Raw genomic sequence first — 18,259 nt, forward strand, 5'->3', positions numbered from 1 at the left:
CAGCTTCACCCCCGCGCGACCTCCACCGCTCCGGCGCCGGAGGGCAGCGTGCCGAACTGGCGGCGGTAGTCGGCGGCGAACTGGCCGGGGCGGCGGAATCCATGGCGGAGGGCGATCTCGCCGATCCGGCCGCGGCCGGGGTCGGACTCGAGCAGCTCGCGGCGGGCCGCGTTGAGGCGGAGGGCCTTGAGGAAGGCCTTGGGGCTCATGCCGGTCACCTCGAGGAACGCGTAATGCAGGCTCCGCTCGCTCACGCCGGCCCGCTCGCAGAGGACCAGGATCGAGACCCGATCCGGGGGATGGGCGCGGGCGTACTCCTCGGCCTGGCGGACGACCCGGGCCCGCTGCGAATGGGCCAGGCGTACCGGATCCGCGACCCGGCCGACGGCCAGCGCGCGGACGAGCCCCGAGGCCAGTTCCAGCCCCAGCTCCGTGGCGTCGAACTCGGGCCGATCCGCACCGGGGCGCGCCAGTCGCGAGAGGGCCCGCCGCCATCGCAGGGCCAGGGCGTCCGCCAGGCCCGGCGCGAGCTCCGGGGCGCGGGCGTCGTGGCCCAGGCCCGGGGCCAGGCGGGATTCGAAATCGACGCCGATCAGGCCGACGGCGGCCCGCTCCAGCAGGTCGCCGCGGACGACCAGCGTGGTGTTCCGATAGGGCCGGCTCGTGAGGTGGTCCATGTCCAGGCGGGGCCCGAGCACGTTGATCATGCCGGGGCGGAGGCTGCGGCCTCGCCAGCGGGAATCGGCGTTGGCGGCGAGGACCGGCGACAGCGTGTAGCAGCCCGACGGCCGGCCGCCCCGGCAGAGGATCGCCCGGTTGACCTCGCAGTCGAGGAGCTGCACCGCGTCCAGGTCCGCGAACGCGATCCGGCCGCGGAACGCCCCCCGGCCGAGCTGCTCGAACCGATGGTCCCACCGCGCGAAGGCCATCGCCATCCGGTCGAAATCGTCCGTCTCCAGCGAGGTCGCGACGGCCTGGCTCGGTCGGGGTGTGCTTTCCATCAGGTCGAGGGCTCGCGATCGGTGGACCTGCGGACCTGCCGCTTTGCAGTTTTTGGTCTTGGACGCGAGGGGTCGGCGCCCGATACCATGGTTGCCTCATTTTCGCCGACACGCGCCCCGAAGTCACCAGCAAGCCGTTCGACGGGTCAAGACAGCCGGATGGGATGGCCTTCCGGCCCGCGGCTTCGGCGCCCGATCCGCCTCGATCCTCTTCCACTTTCCGCACCTGGGAGCGACGTCTCATGAGAAGATTCACGATCCGGCTCGGCCTCACCCTGGGCCTGGGCCTGACCCTCGTCGCGGCCGGGGGCCGCGCGCACGCCCAGCCGGGCGGCAAGAAGCCCAACATCCTGATCATCTGGGGCGACGACATCGGCACCTGGAACATCAGCCACAACAACCGGGGGATGATGGGCTATCACACGCCCGGCATCGACCGGCTGGCGAAGGAGGGGATCTCCTTCACCGACTACTACGGCCAGCAGAGCTGCACCGCCGGCCGCGCGGCGTTCATCGGCGGCAACGTCCCGGTCCGGACCGGCATGACCAAGGTCGGGCTCCCCGGGGCGAAGGAGGGCTGGCAGAAGACCGACGTGACCATGGCGACCGTCCTGAAGAGCCTGGGCTACGCCACCGGCCAGTTCGGCAAGAACCACCAGGGGGACCGCGACGAGCACCTCCCCACGATGCACGGGTTCGACGAGTTCTTCGGCAACCTCTACCACCTCAACGCCGAGGAGGAGCCGGAGAACCGCGACTACCCCCGCGACCTGAAGCTCGCCAACGGCAAGACCTTCCTGGAGACCTACGGCCCGCGCGGGGTGCTCAAGTGCAAGGCCGACGGCAAGGGGGGCCAGACGATCGAGAACACCGGCCCCCTGACGAAGAAGCGGATGGAGACGATCGACGAGGAGACCCTCGCCGCGGCCAAGGAGTTCATCACCCGCCAGAACACCGCCGGCCAGCCCTTCTTCTGCTGGTGGAACGCCACGCGGATGCACTTCCGCACCCACGTCAAGGCAGACCACCTCGGCAAGTCCGGGCAGGACGAGTACAGCGACGGCATGGTCGAGCACGACGCCCACGTCGGCGAGCTGCTCAAGCTGATCGACGACCTCGGCCTGGCGAACGACACGATCGTCCTCTACTCGACCGACAACGGCCCGCACTACAACACCTGGCCGGACGCCGGCACCACCCCCTTCCGCAGCGAGAAGAACTCCAACTGGGAGGGCGCCTACCGCGTCCCGGCCTTCGTCCGCTGGCCGGGCAAGTTCCCCGCCGGCGTGACGCTCAACGGCATCGTCGCGCACGAGGACTGGCTGCCCACCTTCGCCGCGGTCGCCGGCGAACCGGACATCGCCGCCAAGCTGAAGGCCGGCGTCGAGCTGAACGGGCGTAAGTACCACAACTACATCGACGGCTACAATCAGCTCGACTACCTCAGCGGCAAGGCCGAGAAGTCGCCGCGTCGGGAGTTCATCTACGTCAACGACGACGGCCAGGTCGTGGCCATGCGGGTGGGCGACTGGAAGGCCGTCTTCCTGGAGAACCGCGGCATGGCCTTCGAGGTCTGGCGCGAGCCGTTCACCGAGCTCCGCGTGCCGCTCCTGTTCAACCTCCGCCGCGACCCGTTCGAGAAGGCGCAGCACAACGCGAACACGTACAACGACTGGTTCCTCGATCATCCGTTCATCGTCATCCCGATGCAGCAGATCGCCGCGAAGTTCCTGATGACGATGAAGGAATTCCCGCCCAGTCAGACCCCCGGCTCGTTCAACCTGGAGAAGATCCAGAAGGCGATCTCGGGGGGCGCGGGCGCCCAGTGACACCAGGACCGAGGACTCTTCGCATGTTCAAGAGTCGACGCGAATTCCTCCGATCCGCCGCCGTCGCGGCACCCGCCGCCGCGCTCCTCCCGGGCGCGGCGGCGGCCCGCGGCGCGGCCGCGGATTCGAGGCCCGATCAACCCCCGGCCGGCCCGCTCCCCTCCTGGAACGACGGCCCGACGAGGCGGGCCCTGCTCGACTTCGTCGCCCGCACCACGACGCCGGGCGGCCCGGACTTCATCCCCCCGGCCGGCCGGATCGCCGCGTTCGACAACGACGGCACCCTCTGGTGCGAGCAGCCGATGTACGTCCAGGCCGCCTTCGCGCTCGACCGGCTCCGGGAACTGGCCCCCGCGCACCCGGAATGGAAGGACCGCGAGCCGTACAGGTCCGCGCTCGCCGGCGACCTCGCCGGCCTGCTGAAGACGGGGCTGAAGGGCGTGGCGGAGGTCGTCATGGCCACCCACGCCGGGACGACCGCCGACGAGTTCGCCGCCATCGCGAAGGCCTGGCTCGCCGCCGCCCGGCACCCGCGGTTCGGCCGCGCGTACACCGAGTGCGTCTACGCGCCGATGCTCGAGCTGCTGGCCTTCCTGCGGTCGGCCGGCTACGCGACCTACATCGTCTCCGGCGGCGGGGTCGAGATGATCCGGGCCTTCGCGGAGGAGACCTACGGCATCCCGCCGGGGCAGGTCGTCGGCAGCACGATCAAGGCGAAGTACGAGCTCCGCGACGGCAAGCCCGCGATCGTCCGCCTGCCGGAGCTCGACTTCATCGACGACGGGCCGGGCAAGCCGGTGGCCATCCACAAGTTCATCGGCCGCCGGCCGGTCCTCGCCGTGGGCAACTCCGACGGCGACTTCGAGATGCTCGAGTGGACGACCGCCGGCCCCGGCCCGAGGCTCGGCCTCCTGCTCCACCACACCGACGCCGACCGCGAGTATGCCTACGACCGCACGTCCTCCTTCGGCCGCCTCAGCCGCGCCCTGGACGAGGCCCCGAGGCGCGGCTGGCTGGTCGCCGACATGAAGGCGGACTTCAGGAGGGTTTTCGCCTTCGAGTAGCAGCCGGCTCGGCCCGACCACCGGGCGGGCCCCGGCCGGCGGCGAGGCACCGTCCCAAAGTGCTGAGAGCGAGGGCCCGGGGCGTTTGACAGTTGGCACAGTGCTGCGGCGGGGTGGCCGTGGTGAACGCGCAGCGACACCACGGTGAGGCAAGCCGTCGCGCCGGACGGGCTTTGCTGCCAGGCTACGGCGGTCCCGTGGTGTTCCACCACGGCCACCCGCCGTGGCCGGCGACCGCGCCGGACGTTGCGTATCCCACGGCCCCCGGGTAACTTGGGTGGCGCCTCCCGGGCGTGGCCGGGAAGGCCCCTCGAACCAGGCCGCGGACGCGACGACGACGACGCGGGGCGCGGTCCGACACCGGACGCGGAGACCCTCCCACCATGACGCCGACCTCAGCGACATCCCGCCGACTCGCCCTGCCCCTGATCCTCCTCGCCGCCGCCGGCCTGCTGATCCCCGCCGCCGGCCCCGGCCCCGCCCTCGCCCAGGACAAGAAGCCCGAGGCCAAGAAGGACGACAAGAAGCCCGAGGCCAAGAAGGACGACAAGAAGCCCGAGGCCAAGAAGGACGACAAGAAGCCCGAGGCCAAGAAGGACGACAAGAAGCCCGAGGCCAAGCCGGCCCCGGCTCCCGCGCCGGCTCCGGCTCCGGCGGAGGATCCGGCCAAGCTGAAGGCCCAGATCACCGCCCTGCAAACGGAGGTCGCGCAGCTCAAGTTGAAGGTGGCGAGCCTGGAGCTGGAGAAGCTGGGCGCGAGCGTCAACGTGGACAAGGGGAAGGACGGCAAGGACATCGCCACGGTGAACATCCTCAAGAAGTGGAGCGGCGACAAGGACGCCTTGCAGCTCCTGAAGAACGTCCCGAACCTGCAGGTCGTCTACATCGACAACGGCCAGGTCAACGACGCGGCCCTCGCCCCCCTGAAGGAGGTGCCCACGCTGAGCGCCCTCACGATCATGAGCCCGCAGGTCACCGACGCCGGCCTCGACTCGGTGAAGGCCCTCAACGGCCTGACGATGCTCTTCCTCACGAGCTCCAAGGTCGGCGACAAGGGCCTGGCCCAGCTCAAGGGCCTGAAGAACCTCCAGGTCCTGGCCCTCAGCCGGACCGAGGTCACCGACGCCGGCCTCGACACGCTCAAGGACATTAAATCGCTAAAGTCCGTTTACCTGATCGGCACCAAGGTCACGCCCCCGGCCATCGAGAAGCTCAAGCAGGCCGTGCCGGGCGTGGCGGTGTACAAGTGAGGGGGAGGCCATCGGACAGGCGCCCCCCGGGGCTCGATTCATCCCGGCGGGGGCTCTCTCGTCATCGCCTGTGCGCGGACTTAGGCGATCGACCTCGACGCGAGTGAGCATCGTGCAGGCGAAGGCCGAGTCGCGAGGATCTTGACCGTGGGAATCGAGGACAGGGAGGGATCGCGTTTCTGTTGCGCCACGCCCCGGGACTCCCCGCCTCTCGGGGCTGCCGAAGGGCCCGGGTGGCCGGGGTGGAGCGCAGCGACCCCCCGGGATCGCGACGGCGACGGGCGAGCGCGGGCCTGTGGGTACGCCGAGTGGGGAGTGGAGAGTGTGGTGACGGGCGGGCGCGGACCGGGGCGCACGCCCCCGATGGCCTCGAGTCCACGGCGATCCCGGGGGGTCGCTGCGCTCCACCCCGGCCACCCGGACATGGTTCGATCCAAGAGCCGGTGAGCCGGCGCAACCACTCCGGGATCAACCATCCCCCATGTCGAGGTCGACTTTTCGCCGCGCCGCCGCCCCTCACGGCTCCGCCTTGCCCCTCGCGACGAGGTCGACCTCGTGCGACCCCGTCCCCTTGACCTCCACCTCGGCCGTCGCGATGCCCCCGCGGCCGGCCCGGGCAGAGATTGTCCAGCGGCCCGGCCAGAGGCCGGGGAACTCCGAGAGATCGCGAGCCGAGCCGCCCCCGAACCGTGCTTGCACCGAGCCCCCCAGCGGGCCGGTCGCCTCCACCCAGGGGTAGGGCGAGGGCCGCTCGAACCGAATCGAGGCGCGGATCGTCGCCCCTGGCTCCAGCGGCCGCTCGCCGATGTCCACCGGGGAGTCCTTCACCGCCACGCCGTCTACCCGGGCGAAGCGGCCCGAGCGCGGGTCGTGAACGAACAACGTATACGTGCCGGGCGACAGGTAGCGGACGCAGAAGTTGCCGTCGTCGTCGCATCGGGCATGCCGGGGCAAGCCGCGGTCACCCCGGGCCACCGCGGTCACCTCGACAGGATTGAAACGGCTCTCCTTCGTCCGCGGAATCCTGCCGGTGATGCAGCCCGCCCCCAGCGGGATCCGCAGCTCCCCGCGGCCGCCGCGAGGGATCACCACGGTCTCCTCGAAGAACGGCGGCTCCTCCATGAGCTCCAGGCCCTGCCAGTCGCTGATCCGCATCCGATACGTGCCGGCGCCGATGTCGGACAGGACCATCCGCCCCTCCGAATCGAGGGCCTTCCATTCGGGATCGGCGAACGAGACCGGCTCCTTCGACACGGGCGACAGATCCACACGGAATCTTGGCCTCGCGGGTTGCGCCACGGGCTTGCCCCCCGGCACGTCCGAACGCCATTCGACCGTGACGCGTTCCACCCGCCTCGCCGCGCTCACGCCCGAGCCGGAATCGAACTGGGCCGCCGAGCCGTCGCCGATGGCGAAGGCCAGCGTGTACGACCCGCTTCCTTCGGGATCGAACGCCAGGACCTCCGTCGTCCGCCCCGGGACGACCAGCACCCGCCATCGGAATTCGTCGAGGACGCAGCCGATGTCATGCGGAAAGCCGACGGTGGTCAGGCCCACCGGCACGCGATCAACGCGGAAGCGGCCGTCCTCGCCGGTCAGGAACTCGATGCCCGGCCGATCCTCGTGCGGGAGCGGACGATTCCCGACGAATCCGTCGTCGAAGACCCTCGGCCCGCCCCCATCCTCGGGTCGCTGCCAGGCGCGGCCCTCGATGCGGCCCGTCGCGACGGTGGTATCGACCCGCACGGTCCCGAAGTCCACGTCCTCCGCGGGGACGTCGAACGTCAGGGCCCGAAGCGGGATTCCTTCGCCCTGGAGCCACAGCCACCAGCGATCGGGGCGGACGTGCTCGAAGCGGATCCGGCCATCCGCGCCGATCGGCGCCGTGCGGGCGGCGACGTCCGGATCGTTATCGTGAAGACGAAGTTGTGCCTTGATGCGACTTCGGAATTCCGGCGGCAGATCGAGCCGGCCCGTCACCGAGACCCCCGGCGCGAGCCTGACCTCGATCGGCGGGCCGCCGCGGCGGTGCTCGACGCGGCCGTCCCAGAACGCGAAACCCGCGGCGGCGATGCCGACCCAGGTCGTGCCTTCCTGCGGGAACCCGATCCGGAATCGGCCCGAGCCGTCGCGGACCTCGCGTCGGACGCAGCGCTCCGGCTCGGGCGACTCGCCCGCCCCGACGACGACGGTGAACGCCTCGACCGGCCGGCCGTCGGGCCCGATCACCCGGCCGGCCAGCTCGATCGTCGGCTGCGGGACGGGGACCGCGGGAGTGGCCGGGGGTGTCGGCCTCGACATGGGCTTCAGCCAGACGTCAAGATTCGGCCCGACCGCCATGCCCCGGATCGAATCGCCGTCGGGGGCATGATCGGGGTGAGAGATGTAGAGCCCGAAGTCCGGGCCCACGCCGTGGACCTCGTACCGGCCGTCGGCGCCGGTGGTGACCGCCTTGTCCTCGTCGGTTCTGAGGCCGGGCATCGCGGGGATCAGGGGCGTGACGCGGGCGCCCGCGATGGGGGCCTTCGTCTCCTCGTCGCGGACGGTCCCTCGGACGGTGATCCCGGGATGGAGGCCGACGACGATCCGCCGCGCCCGATCGTCGGACCGGACGGGGAAATGCTCCCAGTGCGGATAGCCCCCGACGTAGTCCGCCGCCTTGATGGAGATCGTCAGCCGGCACGACCGCGGCGTGTCGATCCGGAAGGTTCCGTCGGGCGATTCCGCCCGCGTCCATTCCTCGACGTTCCGCGGCCCCCTGCGGTCGGGGGCGTCGTACCAGGCCTGATATCGGAACGACCGGACCGGCTCGTGGGTCTCGCGGTTGACGACGGCCACCGTGACGGGGACCAGGTCGTCCTCCGTCGCCGGGAGGATCGCGACCATCGCGAGCGAGAGGAAAGGCGCAACCATGAGGGGAACCTCCTGGATCTCGCCCCAGCAAAACATGTTCCCGCGACGGACGCAACGGCCAACAAATACGGAATGGCATTCTTCCCGGCCTGACCGCCCGGCTACGATAGAGCGGTCGCTCGATCTACGAATCGGAGGGGGATGCCTTGCCATGAAGGACCAGGAATCGCGCGGGGTCGATCGTCGGGAGTTCCTCCGCACCGGGATCACCGCCGCGGCGGCCGTCGCGGGCGCGGGCACGGGCGCGGGCCTGTCGACCTCCGCGGCCATGGCCGCGGCCGCGCGGCCGCCCATCGAGGAGGTGGCGGAGACGTTCCTGGAGGAGTACGTCCGCGACGTCCTGCCGCTGATGGTCGCGTCCAACGAGGCCTCGTGGACGGCCTCCACGGACGTCTCCGAGGCGCACTCCGCCGCCCAGGCCTCCGCGATGGAGAAGGTCTACGAGAAGGCGGGCGCTCGCCGCGTGATCGAGGAGACCTCGCGGCTGCTCGGCCAGAAGGACCAACTCGACGACCTCACCATCCGCCAGCTCGAGAAGGTCCGCCTCGCCGCCGCCGAGGCACCCGGCACCCTGCCCGACGTCGTCAGGGCCCGCACCCAGGCCGAGGCGAAGCAGGCCGCCACCCAGGACGGCTTCACCTACACGCTGAAGCGCGAGGGGAAGCCGGACGAGCACCCTTCGGCCAACGCCATCGACCGGGCCCTCATCAATAGCCGCGACCTGGACGAACGGCTCGCGTACTGGCAGGTCGCCAAGACCATCGGCGAGCCGCTCCGGCCCGGGATCCTGCGGCTCCGCGACCTCCGCAACCAGCTCGCCCGCGCCATGGGCTTCGACGACTTCTTCGCCCTCCAGGTCGCCGACTACGGCATGACCACCGCGGAGATGATCGCCCTCTGCGACAGGCTCGCGGCCGAGGTGAAGCCGCTCTACGCCCAGCTCCACGCCTGGGCCAAGCACGCGCTCGCGAAGCGGTACAAGGCCGAGCCCCCGGCCGGCAAGATCCCGGCGCACTGGCTGCCCAACCGCTGGGGCCAGAACTGGCCCGGCCTGGTGGAGGGCGTGGACATGGACGCCCCCTTCAAGGGCAAGACGAAGGAGTACATCGCGGAGCAGGCCGAGCGGTTCTACGTGTCGCTCGGCTTCCCCAAGCTCCCCCCCTCGTTCTGGCGGAAGTCCGACCTCTACCCGGCCGACCCGAAGTCCGGCCGCAAGAAGAACAGCCACGCCAGCGCCTGGCACATCGACCTCCGCGAGGACGTACGCAGCCTGATGTCGATCGAGCCGAACAACGAGTGGTTCGGCACGGCGCACCACGAGCTCGGGCACATCTACTACTACATCAGCTATTCCCGCCCCGAGGTGCCCTATCTCCTCCGCGCGGGGGCCAACCGGGCCTTCCACGAGGGCGTCGGCGACCTGATCGGCCTGGCCTCCGGCCAGCGGCCCTACCTCAAGTCGGTGGGCCTGCTGACGCCCGAGGCCGAGGCCGCCCCGGCGGTGAACTTCCTCCTGGACACGGCGCTCGACGGCTCGTCCGTGGTCTTCCTGCCGTTCGCCGCCGGCACCATGACCCACTTCGAACGCGACTTCTACGCCGGCACGATCGCCGACGCGAAGCTGAACGAGGGCTGGTGGGATCACGTCGGGGCCTTCCAGGGGATCGCCCCGCCGGGCGACCGGCCGGAGACGCTCTGCGACCCGGCCACCAAGACCCACATCAACGACGACCCCGCACAATACTATGATTACGCGATCGGCACCGTGATCAAGTTCCAGCTCCACGACCACATCGCCCGCGAGATCCTCAAGCAGGACCCGCGCGACTGCAACTACTTCGGCGACGCCCGGGTCGGCGAGTTCCTCCGCGGCATCCTCCGCCTGGGCGCCACCCGGGACTGGAACGCCGTCCTCCGCGAGGCCACCGGCGAGAGCCTGACCGCGCGGCCCATGGTCGCCTACTTCGAGCCGCTGATGGAGTGGCTGAAGGGGCAGAACGCCGGACGCCCCGTCGGATGGCAGTGACGCTCGCGTGATTGAATCGCCCTCGTGATCTCCACTCGGAGGACCGCCATGTCCGAACCGTCGCCCGCGGATGGCCCGCTCGTGCCGATCTCGTGCCGGGTGGATCGCGCGGTCTGGGAGGCGCTCGAGGCCCGCCGCGCGGAGTCGAAGGAGTCGCTCGACGAGGTCATCAACGCGGCGCTGGCGGACTATCTCCAGGTCTGGAAGAGCACCCTCTACCAGCTCTCTACGGCCGGAGCGCTCGTGGAGGGGATCTACCGGGGCGAGACCACGGTGGCCCGGCTCCGGCAGCACGGCGACCTCGGGCTCGGGACGTTCGAGGGGCTCGACGGCGAGATGGTCGTCGTCGACGGGCATTTCTTCCAGGTCCGCTCCGACGGCACCGTCTCCGAGGTCGGGGACACGGCCAGCAGCCCCTACGCCGTGCTCACGAAGTTCGACCCGGGCCCCCCCACGCCGATCTCCAACTGCTCCAGCCTGGGTGAGCTCGAGGAGGAGCTCGACCGCCTGCGGACCTCGGACAACCTCTTCTACGCGTTCCGCGTCGACGGCCTCTTCTCGCGGGTCCGCACCCGCGCCGTGCCGCGGACGCCCGACGGCGTCCCGCTGGTGGCGGCCGCGGCCCATCAGCCGGAATTCCACCTGGCGGACGTCCGCGGCACGATCGTCGGCTTCTGGTCGCCGGCCTACTTCAAGACGCTCACCGTGCCCGGGTATCACCTCCACTTCCTCAACGAGGATCGCAACGCCGGCGGCCACCTGCTGGACTGCGCCGGCCGCGAGCTGATCGCGCGGGTCGAGCGCGAGTCCAACCTGCGGCTCAGCCTCCCCCGGAGCACGGCGTTCCTGGACGCCGATTTCCACCGCGATTCCAGCGACGACCTCCGCCGCGCCGAGACCGCGGCCGGGGGGCTGGCCGATGCGTGAGGTCCCAACCTGAGCCGGTAGTCCTGCCCGCCCTCCCCGGCCCCGATCATCGCCGGCCGCGACAATTACCCGACGAATGAGCCCCGCCCGGCGGGCGAGGGGCGGCGTGAGGACCGCACGCCTCCGCTCGCATCGCCCTGGTGGCCGCGGTGGAGCGGAACGCGAGATCAGGGACTCGGCACTTTGCCGGCCTCGCATCCCCCATGATGTCGCACGGCCGGGGTCCGCCGAAGCGCGAGGCCCGGCGGCCCGGTCGGCCTCGCAGGCTACAGCACGTGCAAGTCGAGCAGGACGACGGCCAGGCCGCCTGGTCGTCGCAGAAACTCGAATTGAGCGGTCAACTCGCTCCAAGATCCATTGAGCGGCACGTCATGATCCACGCGGTAACCTCTCCCGTCGCGGATCGCCCACACGTCCGCCCCCGGCTCACCGGCCGCGACATCCGGGTCGCTGGGCTGCGGGCCTTCGGGATGTGAGGCTCGGAAACGGCAACCCGGCCCGTAGGCCAGTTCGAAGGCGTGGCGGATCTCGGCCGGCGTCCAGCGGATCCCGTACCCGTTCGGCTCGTCCAGCATGTCACCGGCCTCGGCCCATCGCCCGGCCGCGAGGAGTCGGAACCAGTCGCGGACGACGGCAAATAGATCATCGGGGTCGCTCGGCTCATCGATCATGCCACTTCCTCGCCGCCCGGCGCCTGCGCTCGGCGGCCCCCCACCTCCGAACTCGACCTACATGATACCAGGAGCGACGCGGCGCTCCACCGCGGAGGGGCGAAGGGCCCGATCGGCCGTTGAGCGTTCAGCTTCCTGAGGCGTACAATCCGGTGGAGGACCGGACCGGAAGGCGATCCCGAATCCCCTCGACCAGCGTGGAACGGAGGCACGATGACGACGACCATCAGCCAGGCCGCGACCGCCCGGACCCCGGCGCCGCCGCGACGCATGAGCGTGGCGGAATACGAGGAGCTCATCGAGTCCGGCGTGATCGACGAGGACGCGCCGGTCGAGCTGATCGAGGGACGGATCGTCGGCAAGGTGACCAAGGGACCATTCCTTAACACGACGGCGCAGGTGATGCAGGAGATCCTGACCGCGGCGCTGGGGTCCAACTCGGGTTGGCTCATCTGGGTCGAAAAGACGATCGCGTTGCCGGGCCAGAAGAGCTTGCCTGAGCCGGACGTCGCGCTGGTGAAGGGCGGGCGCTGGGATTTCGTGTCCTCCCGGCCGCAGCCGGATCACGTCGGCCTGGTCGTCGAGGTCGCGGACAGCTCGCTGGCCAAGGACCGTCGGCGGAAGGAGATGTATCTCGCCGCCGGTGTCCCCGCCTACTGGATCCTGAATCTCGCCGACGGCTGCCTCGAGGTGTACCGCCCCGGGGCGAGGCGGAAGACGCTCCGCGCCGGCGACTCGGTCGAGCTCGTCCTGGACGGGAAGGCCGTCGCCCGGATCTCCGTCGCCGACATGCTCCCGCCCGACGATCCGAACCGCCGGCCCAAGGGGAAGCGATCATGAGCGAGCCGGAGAAGCAGGACGACCGCGCCCGCATCGGCGCCCAGCTCCTGGCGGACCACCTCGAGGCCCAGGGCGTCGAGCACATCCTCACGATCCCGGGGGCGAAGATCGACCGGCTGCTCGACGTCCTGCACGGGGCGAAGCCGCGGCTGATCGTCTGCCGGCACGAGCAGAACGCCGGCCTGATCGCCTCGGGGATCGGCCGGATGACGGGCCGCGCGGGGGTCTGCCTGGTGACGTCCGGGCCGGGCTGCTCCAACCTGGTGACGGCCCTGGCGACCGCGACGTACGAGGGGGATCCCGTCGTCGCGCTCGGCGGCGCGGTGCCGCTGGCCTCGCGGCACAAGCTGACGCACCAGACGATGGACACCGTCAATTTGTTCCGCCCCGTGACCAAGCTGAGCACCGAGATCGACTCCGGTCAGACCGTCTCCGAAGTCCTCTCCGGCGCCTTCCGCGCCGCCGAGTCCGGCCGCCCGGGCGCCGCGTTCGTGAGCCTGCCGGCCGACGTGATGGAAGGGCCGACCTCGGCCGCGCTGCTCGCCCCGTCCCGGCCGCCCCGGCTCGGGCCCGGCGACGCCGAGACCCTCGCCGAGGCCGCCCGCCTGATCGACGGGGCGAGCCGGCCCGTGCTGCTGCTGGGGATGCTCGCCAGCGACCCGCGGAACGCCGAGGCCGTCCGCCGGCTCCTGAAGGCCGTCCCCCTGCCGGTCGCCTGCACGTTCCAGGGGGCGGGCGTCGTCGCCCGCGACCTCCTGAGCTGCTTCGCCGGCCGCGTCGGCCTGTTCCACAACACGCCCGCCGACGGGGTCCTGGACGCGGCCGACGTCGTCGTCACCGTCGGCTTCAACCCGATCGAGTACGACCCCTCCGCCTGGAACCACGGCGCCAGGCGGCCGATCGTCCACCTCGACGTCATCCCCGCGGAGATCGACGCCGATTATCGTCCCGCCGTCGAGGTCATCGGCGACATCGCCGACTCGCTCGACGCCCTGGCCCCCCTGCTCCGCTCGGCCCCTCGACCGCACGATCACTCCGGCCTCGACGCCGTGGCCCGCCTCGTGGCCGCCACCCGGGCGCGGGCCGCGACCCTGGACGGCACGCCGATCCACCCCCTCCGCCTGATCCACGAGCTGCAGGAGATCCTCACCGACGACATGACCGTGATCTGCGACGTGGGTTCCATCTACATCTGGATGTGTCGCTATTTCTACGCATATGAGCCGCGGCGGTTCCTCGCCAGCAACGGCCAGCAGACGATGGGCGTGGCGCTGCCGTGGGCGATCGCCGCCTGCCTCGTGCGCCCCGGGGAGAAGGTCGTCTCCATGTCGGGCGACGGCGCCTTCCTGATGAGCTCCATGGAGATGGAGACCGCCGTCCGGCTGGGGTGCAACCTCGTGCACCTGGTCTGGCGCGACGGATTCCTCGACATGGTGAAGATCCAGCAGCTCGCCAAGTACGGCCGCGCGACCGCCGTCGAGCTCGGCCCCGTGGACGTCGTCCGGTACGCCGAGTCCTTCGGCGCCACCGGCCTGTCCATCAAGACCCCGGCCGACATCGCCCCGACCCTCCGCCGCGCCCTGGAGATCCCCGGCCCGGTCCTCATCGACGTCCCGGTGGACTACCGCGACAACCCCGAGCTGGTCCGGGCCATGCGGAGCGATGTGGTCGTATGATCCCGCGATCAGGCTGATTCGGTCCGGTTCGATTCTCTGGCCCCCTGCCGACCGCGTTCCGGCCGTCCGGCGAAGCTCATTCGGTCACTCCCCAGTGTCCGCCCCTTGCCGGCCCGATCCGTGCGATGACTCCGTCGGCCTTCAGCTTGTTGATTTGCAACTCGATCGCTCGTTCCGACCGTCCGAGCTCTTCGGCGAGTTCGGGGATCGTCACTCCCGGCTTCTCCTTCATCAGGTCGACCACCGTCCGGGCCGTCTTGCCGAGCCGTTTCCCCGAAGGTTTCCCCGAAGGTTTCCCCGCAGGTTCTCCGGTAGCTGTGGTCCGATCATGGGGGTCGATACCGCCGAGCCGATCAACGATCCACTGTGCAAAGGCGAATTCGATGCGGAAGCCACCCGCTTCCTGCTCGATCTGGCAAGCTCGATAGATGCGCTCGATGCCTCGATGAGACCGATGCGTCGTCTTGCCTCACGAATGCCAATCGGCGATCTGAGGGATTTGACTGCCAAACAGACGTATTGGAGGCTTCGCCTCAGAACACAGGACAGACCACCGAAGGGATGCATGACAACACATCCCAGAATTCGCATGATACCCCGGCGGCCAGACGCCGCAAGTTCCCCGATAATCGGCACAACCGCCCCAGGCTGGACTCGACATCGATCCCTCGCCGCCTCCGCCCTGATCCCCCGTCCCCTAACGATCCGATCGAAGGGGATGAGGCCCGAGGAAGATGCGGGCCCTCTCGACCCAGGAGGGGGGAGATCGTGGCGCGATCGAGACGACGTGGGGCCGGGCAGGCCGCGTGCCTGGCGATGATGGCGACACTGGCCATCGCGATGGGGTTGCCCCGGACGCTCATCGCCGACGAGACCCTGCAGGACGCCTGGGCCATCGCCCTGGGATCCAACCAGGGCCTGCAGGCGTCGCAGGCCGGGACGGCCGCCGCACGCCAGGGGCTGGCCGCGGCCCGGGCCGAGCGGATGCCGATGGTCAACAGCACGAACGCCTACACCTGGCTGAACACCGCGCCGACATTCAAGACGAGCCTCGCCCTGCCGGGTACCTCCGCGCCACTGAGCTTCTCGTTCCCGTTCGCGAATCAGGACTTCTTCGTCTCGTCCACCCTGATGAACATCCCGCTCTACACCGGCGGCCGGGTCCGCTCCGGGATCGACGCCGCGAGCGCCCAGGCCGGCGCCGCGCACGCGGAGGAGACGACCGCGGCCCAGGACCTGAAGCTGGACGTCGCCCAGGCCTACCTCAACGTCCTCCGCGTCGAGAAGCTCCTCCTCCTGGCGCGGACCAGCACCACCAGCCTGGAATCGCATCAACGCGACGTGAACAACCTCTTCCGCGAGGGGATCGCCAAGCGGACCGACCTGCTGGCCTCTCAGGTCTCGCTCGCCCGCGCCCGCCAGCGGGTGATCCAGGCGACGAACGAACGCGACGTGGCCCGCGCCGCGTACAACCGGCTCCTCGGCCGGGCCCTCACCGAGCCGACCGCCCTCCAGGAGATGGCCATCCACACCGGCCCCGAGATCACGCGGACCTCGTTCGACGACCACGGCAACGGCCCCGATCCCACGGCCGCCGGCCTTCCCAGCCCCCTGCCCGACGCGCCGGGCCCGGGCGAGGACACGCCCGCGACGGGCCCGGAGCAGGACGCGGAGATCGAGCGGCTCACGGCCATCGCCCTGTCCGGCCGGTCGGAGCTCGCGGCGCTCGCCGGCCAGGCGCGGGCGTATTCCGCCCAGGCCCGGGTGGCGGAGTCGGTCAAGAAGCCCCAGGTCGGCCTCATCGGCGGGTTCACGTACCTGCAGAACGACCAGATGACCCGCAACGACTTCTGGTCCGGGTCGTTCGCCGCGACCTGGCTCCTCTGCGACGCCGGCCGGTCGAGCCGCCGTGCCGAGTCGCTCCGCTTCAAGGAGGCCCAGTCGCTCAAGCAGCGGAACGAAGCCGCGTCGAAGATCGCCCTCTCCGTCCGCTCCACCTGGCTGTCGCTCCAGAGCGCCCGCGCCGCGCTCGCCGTGGCCAGGTCGGCGATGCACCAGGCCGACGAGAACCTCCGCGAGACCCGCGACCGCTACCGCGAACAGGTCGTCACCAACACCGAGGTCCTCGACGCCGAGACCCTCCGCCTCCAGACGTACACCGACTACTACAACGCGTTCTACGCCGTCCTCATGGAGCAGTTCCGCCTTCGTCGGGCCATATGTGCATTATAAAGAACAAGAGAACGAACCACAGAGACGCAGAGGACGCAGAGAAGAAGGGGAAGAGAAGACGGGAGCGGAAGGGAACGCGAGGGATGAGAGGGAGCCGGGAATCGGATCGGAAGGAGCCTGGTTCAGCCCTCTTGCCGGGGGGCTTCAGGCGCCTTACAGTGCGACCATTGCGAGGTGAGCCCACCCGACCGGACGCATCGAAGCGTGCGCGTCTCTGAATCACACCAGGAGAGGCAGGAATTTATGAGAAGCGTCGTCGCACGGGGATGCGCCCTTGCCGTGATGGCGGTCATGTCTACGTTTGCGTGGGCCGCGGAGCCCCCCGCGGCCGAGAAGATCCAGCCGGCGGACGATCTCGTCCTGAACTATCACCTGATGCATCCGGGCGGGCCGAGCCTGCCGGGCGACCCGAACGCGGCGTTCTACCTCGACGGCACCTATCACCTGCACTACATCCTGGCCCACCCGTGGAAGGACAAGGGGTCGTTCGCGTTCGTCCACGTCACGAGCCCGGACATGCTGCACTGGACCTGGCAGCCGACCAAGCTCCAGGTGTCGTTCACCGGGCACGGCATGTTCAGCGGCACCGGGTTCCTGACGAAGGAAGGGAAGCCGGCCGCGATCTACCACGGGCAGGGATCGGGCCGGAACCAGATCGCCGTCGCCGCGGACAACAAGCTCTCGGCCTGGGAGAAGCCCTATCCCGTGGACGTCCGCAACGCCGACGGCTCCGAGGCGAAGATCAACCACTGGGATCCCGACTGCTTCCTGATCGGCGACACGTACTACGCGATCTCCGGCGGCGTCAACCCGCCGCTGATGAAGTCGAAGGACCTGAAGACGTGGACGCATGTTGGCCCCTTCCTGCGTCATGACCTGCCGGACGTGGCCGTCGGCGAGGACATCTCGTGCCCGAACGTCTTCAAGCTGGGCGACAAGTGGATGCTCCTCTGCATCAGCCACAACCTGGGATGCCGGTACTACCTGGGCGACTGGGACGCGAAGGCGGAGCAGTTCGTGCCCCAGACGCAGGGCCGGATGAACTTCCGCCGCGAGGACCAGAACATCTACGGCCCCCCCTGGCGGGTGGATTACTTCGCCCCCGAGAGCGTGCTGACGCCGGACGGCCGGCGGGTGATGTGGGCCTGGCTGGCCTGCCTGGGCAAGGACGACGGCACGATGGACGACCGGACGATCGAGTCCCTGCCCCGCGAGCTGAGCCTCCCCGCCGACGGGGTCCTCCGGATCCGGCCGCTCCGCGAGCTCGAGGCCCTGCGGCGGGATCACGCCACCCTCGGCAACCTCGCCATCGAGCCCCCCATCGGCGACGTCCGGGCGAAGGTCGCCCCCGCCGGCAAGGTGCTCGCCACGCTCCCGGGCGACTCGGCGGAGATCCGGATCACGGTGGCCCGCGACCAGGCCGAGCGGAAGCTCTTCGGCTTCGTCCTCTTCGGCTCGCCGCAGGGGGGCGGGCTCCCGATCATGCTCCGGCCGGAGAACGGCACCCTCCGCGTGGGCACCGCCGAGGCCCCCTTCTCCGTCTCGAGCCTCCCCCCGGGCGAGGACCTCACGCTCCGCATCTACGTGGACAAGTACCTGGTCGAGGTCTTCGCCAACGATCGCCAGGCCATGATCGCCTCGTTCGCCGACTACCGCGGCAAGCCCACACTCTCGGGCTTCAGCGTGGGCGCGCCCACCGCCGTCAAGTCGCTGGAAACCTGGAAGATCGAGCCGACCAACCAGGGCTTCCTGGAGGCTCGCAAGAATCACGTATGGGAACCGAAGACGAACTAACCACAGAGGCACAGAGACACGGAGAAGACCGGGGGG

General features: G+C 70.1%; 13 protein-coding genes. 9 read left to right on the forward strand and 4 right to left on the reverse strand.

Features of this window, described 5'->3' with window-relative positions:
* Positions 1–5 precede the first annotated feature (5 nt).
* Entirely contained in the window at positions 6–1,001 is a 996-nt protein-coding gene (locus G6O54_RS10980; protein ID WP_165224687.1) for a helix-turn-helix transcriptional regulator, read from the reverse strand.
* Between the two features lie 242 nt (positions 1,002–1,243).
* Between G6O54_RS10980 and G6O54_RS10985 the strand changes: the two genes are divergently transcribed.
* From G6O54_RS10985 to G6O54_RS10995, 3 genes are all read left to right on the forward strand, one after another.
* Positions 1,244–2,830 (forward strand): arylsulfatase, encoded by a 1,587-nt coding sequence (locus G6O54_RS10985; RefSeq protein ID WP_165224690.1) that lies wholly within the window; start codon positions 1,244–1,246, stop codon positions 2,828–2,830.
* A gap of 23 nt (positions 2,831–2,853) precedes the next feature.
* Positions 2,854–3,894, forward strand: coding sequence for an HAD family hydrolase (locus G6O54_RS10990; protein WP_165224693.1), 1,041 nt, complete (start codon positions 2,854–2,856; stop codon positions 3,892–3,894).
* Between the two features lie 383 nt (positions 3,895–4,277).
* Entirely contained in the window at positions 4,278–5,144 is an 867-nt protein-coding gene (locus tag G6O54_RS10995; RefSeq protein ID WP_165224696.1) for a leucine-rich repeat domain-containing protein, read from the forward strand.
* A gap of 516 nt (positions 5,145–5,660) precedes the next feature.
* Here G6O54_RS10995 and G6O54_RS11000 read toward each other — a convergent pair.
* Positions 5,661–8,057 (reverse strand): carboxypeptidase-like regulatory domain-containing protein, encoded by a 2,397-nt coding sequence (locus G6O54_RS11000; protein WP_165224699.1) that lies wholly within the window; start codon positions 8,055–8,057, stop codon positions 5,661–5,663.
* A gap of 151 nt (positions 8,058–8,208) precedes the next feature.
* Here G6O54_RS11000 and G6O54_RS11005 point away from each other — a divergent pair, with 151 nt between their 5' ends.
* Positions 8,209–10,083 carry a M2 family metallopeptidase gene (locus G6O54_RS11005; RefSeq protein WP_165224702.1) on the forward strand — a complete coding sequence of 625 codons (1,875 nt, stop codon included), beginning with the start codon at positions 8,209–8,211 and terminating at the stop codon, positions 10,081–10,083.
* A gap of 48 nt (positions 10,084–10,131) precedes the next feature.
* Positions 10,132–11,010, forward strand: coding sequence for an acetolactate decarboxylase (gene budA / locus G6O54_RS11010; RefSeq protein ID WP_165224705.1), 879 nt, complete (start codon positions 10,132–10,134; stop codon positions 11,008–11,010).
* Between the two features lie 266 nt (positions 11,011–11,276).
* Here the strand turns inward: budA and G6O54_RS11015 are convergent, their stop codons facing one another.
* Positions 11,277–11,681, reverse strand: a complete 405-nt coding sequence (locus G6O54_RS11015; protein WP_165224708.1) for a hypothetical protein — start codon at positions 11,679–11,681, stop codon at positions 11,277–11,279.
* Positions 11,682–11,894: 213 nt separating this feature from the next.
* Here G6O54_RS11015 and G6O54_RS11020 point away from each other — a divergent pair, with 213 nt between their 5' ends.
* Both G6O54_RS11020 and alsS read left to right on the forward strand, forming a co-directional pair.
* Positions 11,895–12,521, forward strand: a complete 627-nt coding sequence (locus G6O54_RS11020) for a Uma2 family endonuclease (RefSeq protein WP_165224711.1) — start codon at positions 11,895–11,897, stop codon at positions 12,519–12,521.
* Complete coding sequence (alsS, locus tag G6O54_RS11025) at positions 12,518–14,197, forward strand: acetolactate synthase AlsS (protein ID WP_165224714.1); 1,680 nt, start codon at positions 12,518–12,520, stop codon at positions 14,195–14,197. Before G6O54_RS11020 ends, alsS begins: the two co-directional genes overlap by 4 nt.
* Positions 14,198–14,273: 76 nt before the next feature.
* Here the strand turns inward: alsS and G6O54_RS38785 are convergent, their stop codons facing one another.
* Positions 14,274–14,441, reverse strand: coding sequence for an HTH domain-containing protein (locus tag G6O54_RS38785; RefSeq protein WP_369432135.1), 168 nt, complete (start codon positions 14,439–14,441; stop codon positions 14,274–14,276).
* 524 nt (positions 14,442–14,965) lie between these two features.
* Here G6O54_RS38785 and G6O54_RS11035 point away from each other — a divergent pair.
* Both G6O54_RS11035 and G6O54_RS11040 read left to right on the forward strand, forming a co-directional pair.
* Positions 14,966–16,429, forward strand: a complete 1,464-nt coding sequence (locus tag G6O54_RS11035) for a TolC family protein (RefSeq protein ID WP_165224720.1) — start codon at positions 14,966–14,968, stop codon at positions 16,427–16,429.
* A 291-nt stretch (positions 16,430–16,720) separates the two neighbouring features.
* Positions 16,721–18,223, forward strand: coding sequence for a glycoside hydrolase family 32 protein (locus G6O54_RS11040; RefSeq protein ID WP_165224723.1), 1,503 nt, complete (start codon positions 16,721–16,723; stop codon positions 18,221–18,223).
* Positions 18,224–18,259 lie beyond the last annotated feature (36 nt).

This window comes from Aquisphaera insulae (genome assembly GCF_011064615.1).
GTDB classification, from domain to species: Bacteria; Planctomycetota; Planctomycetia; order Isosphaerales; family Isosphaeraceae; genus Aquisphaera; species Aquisphaera insulae.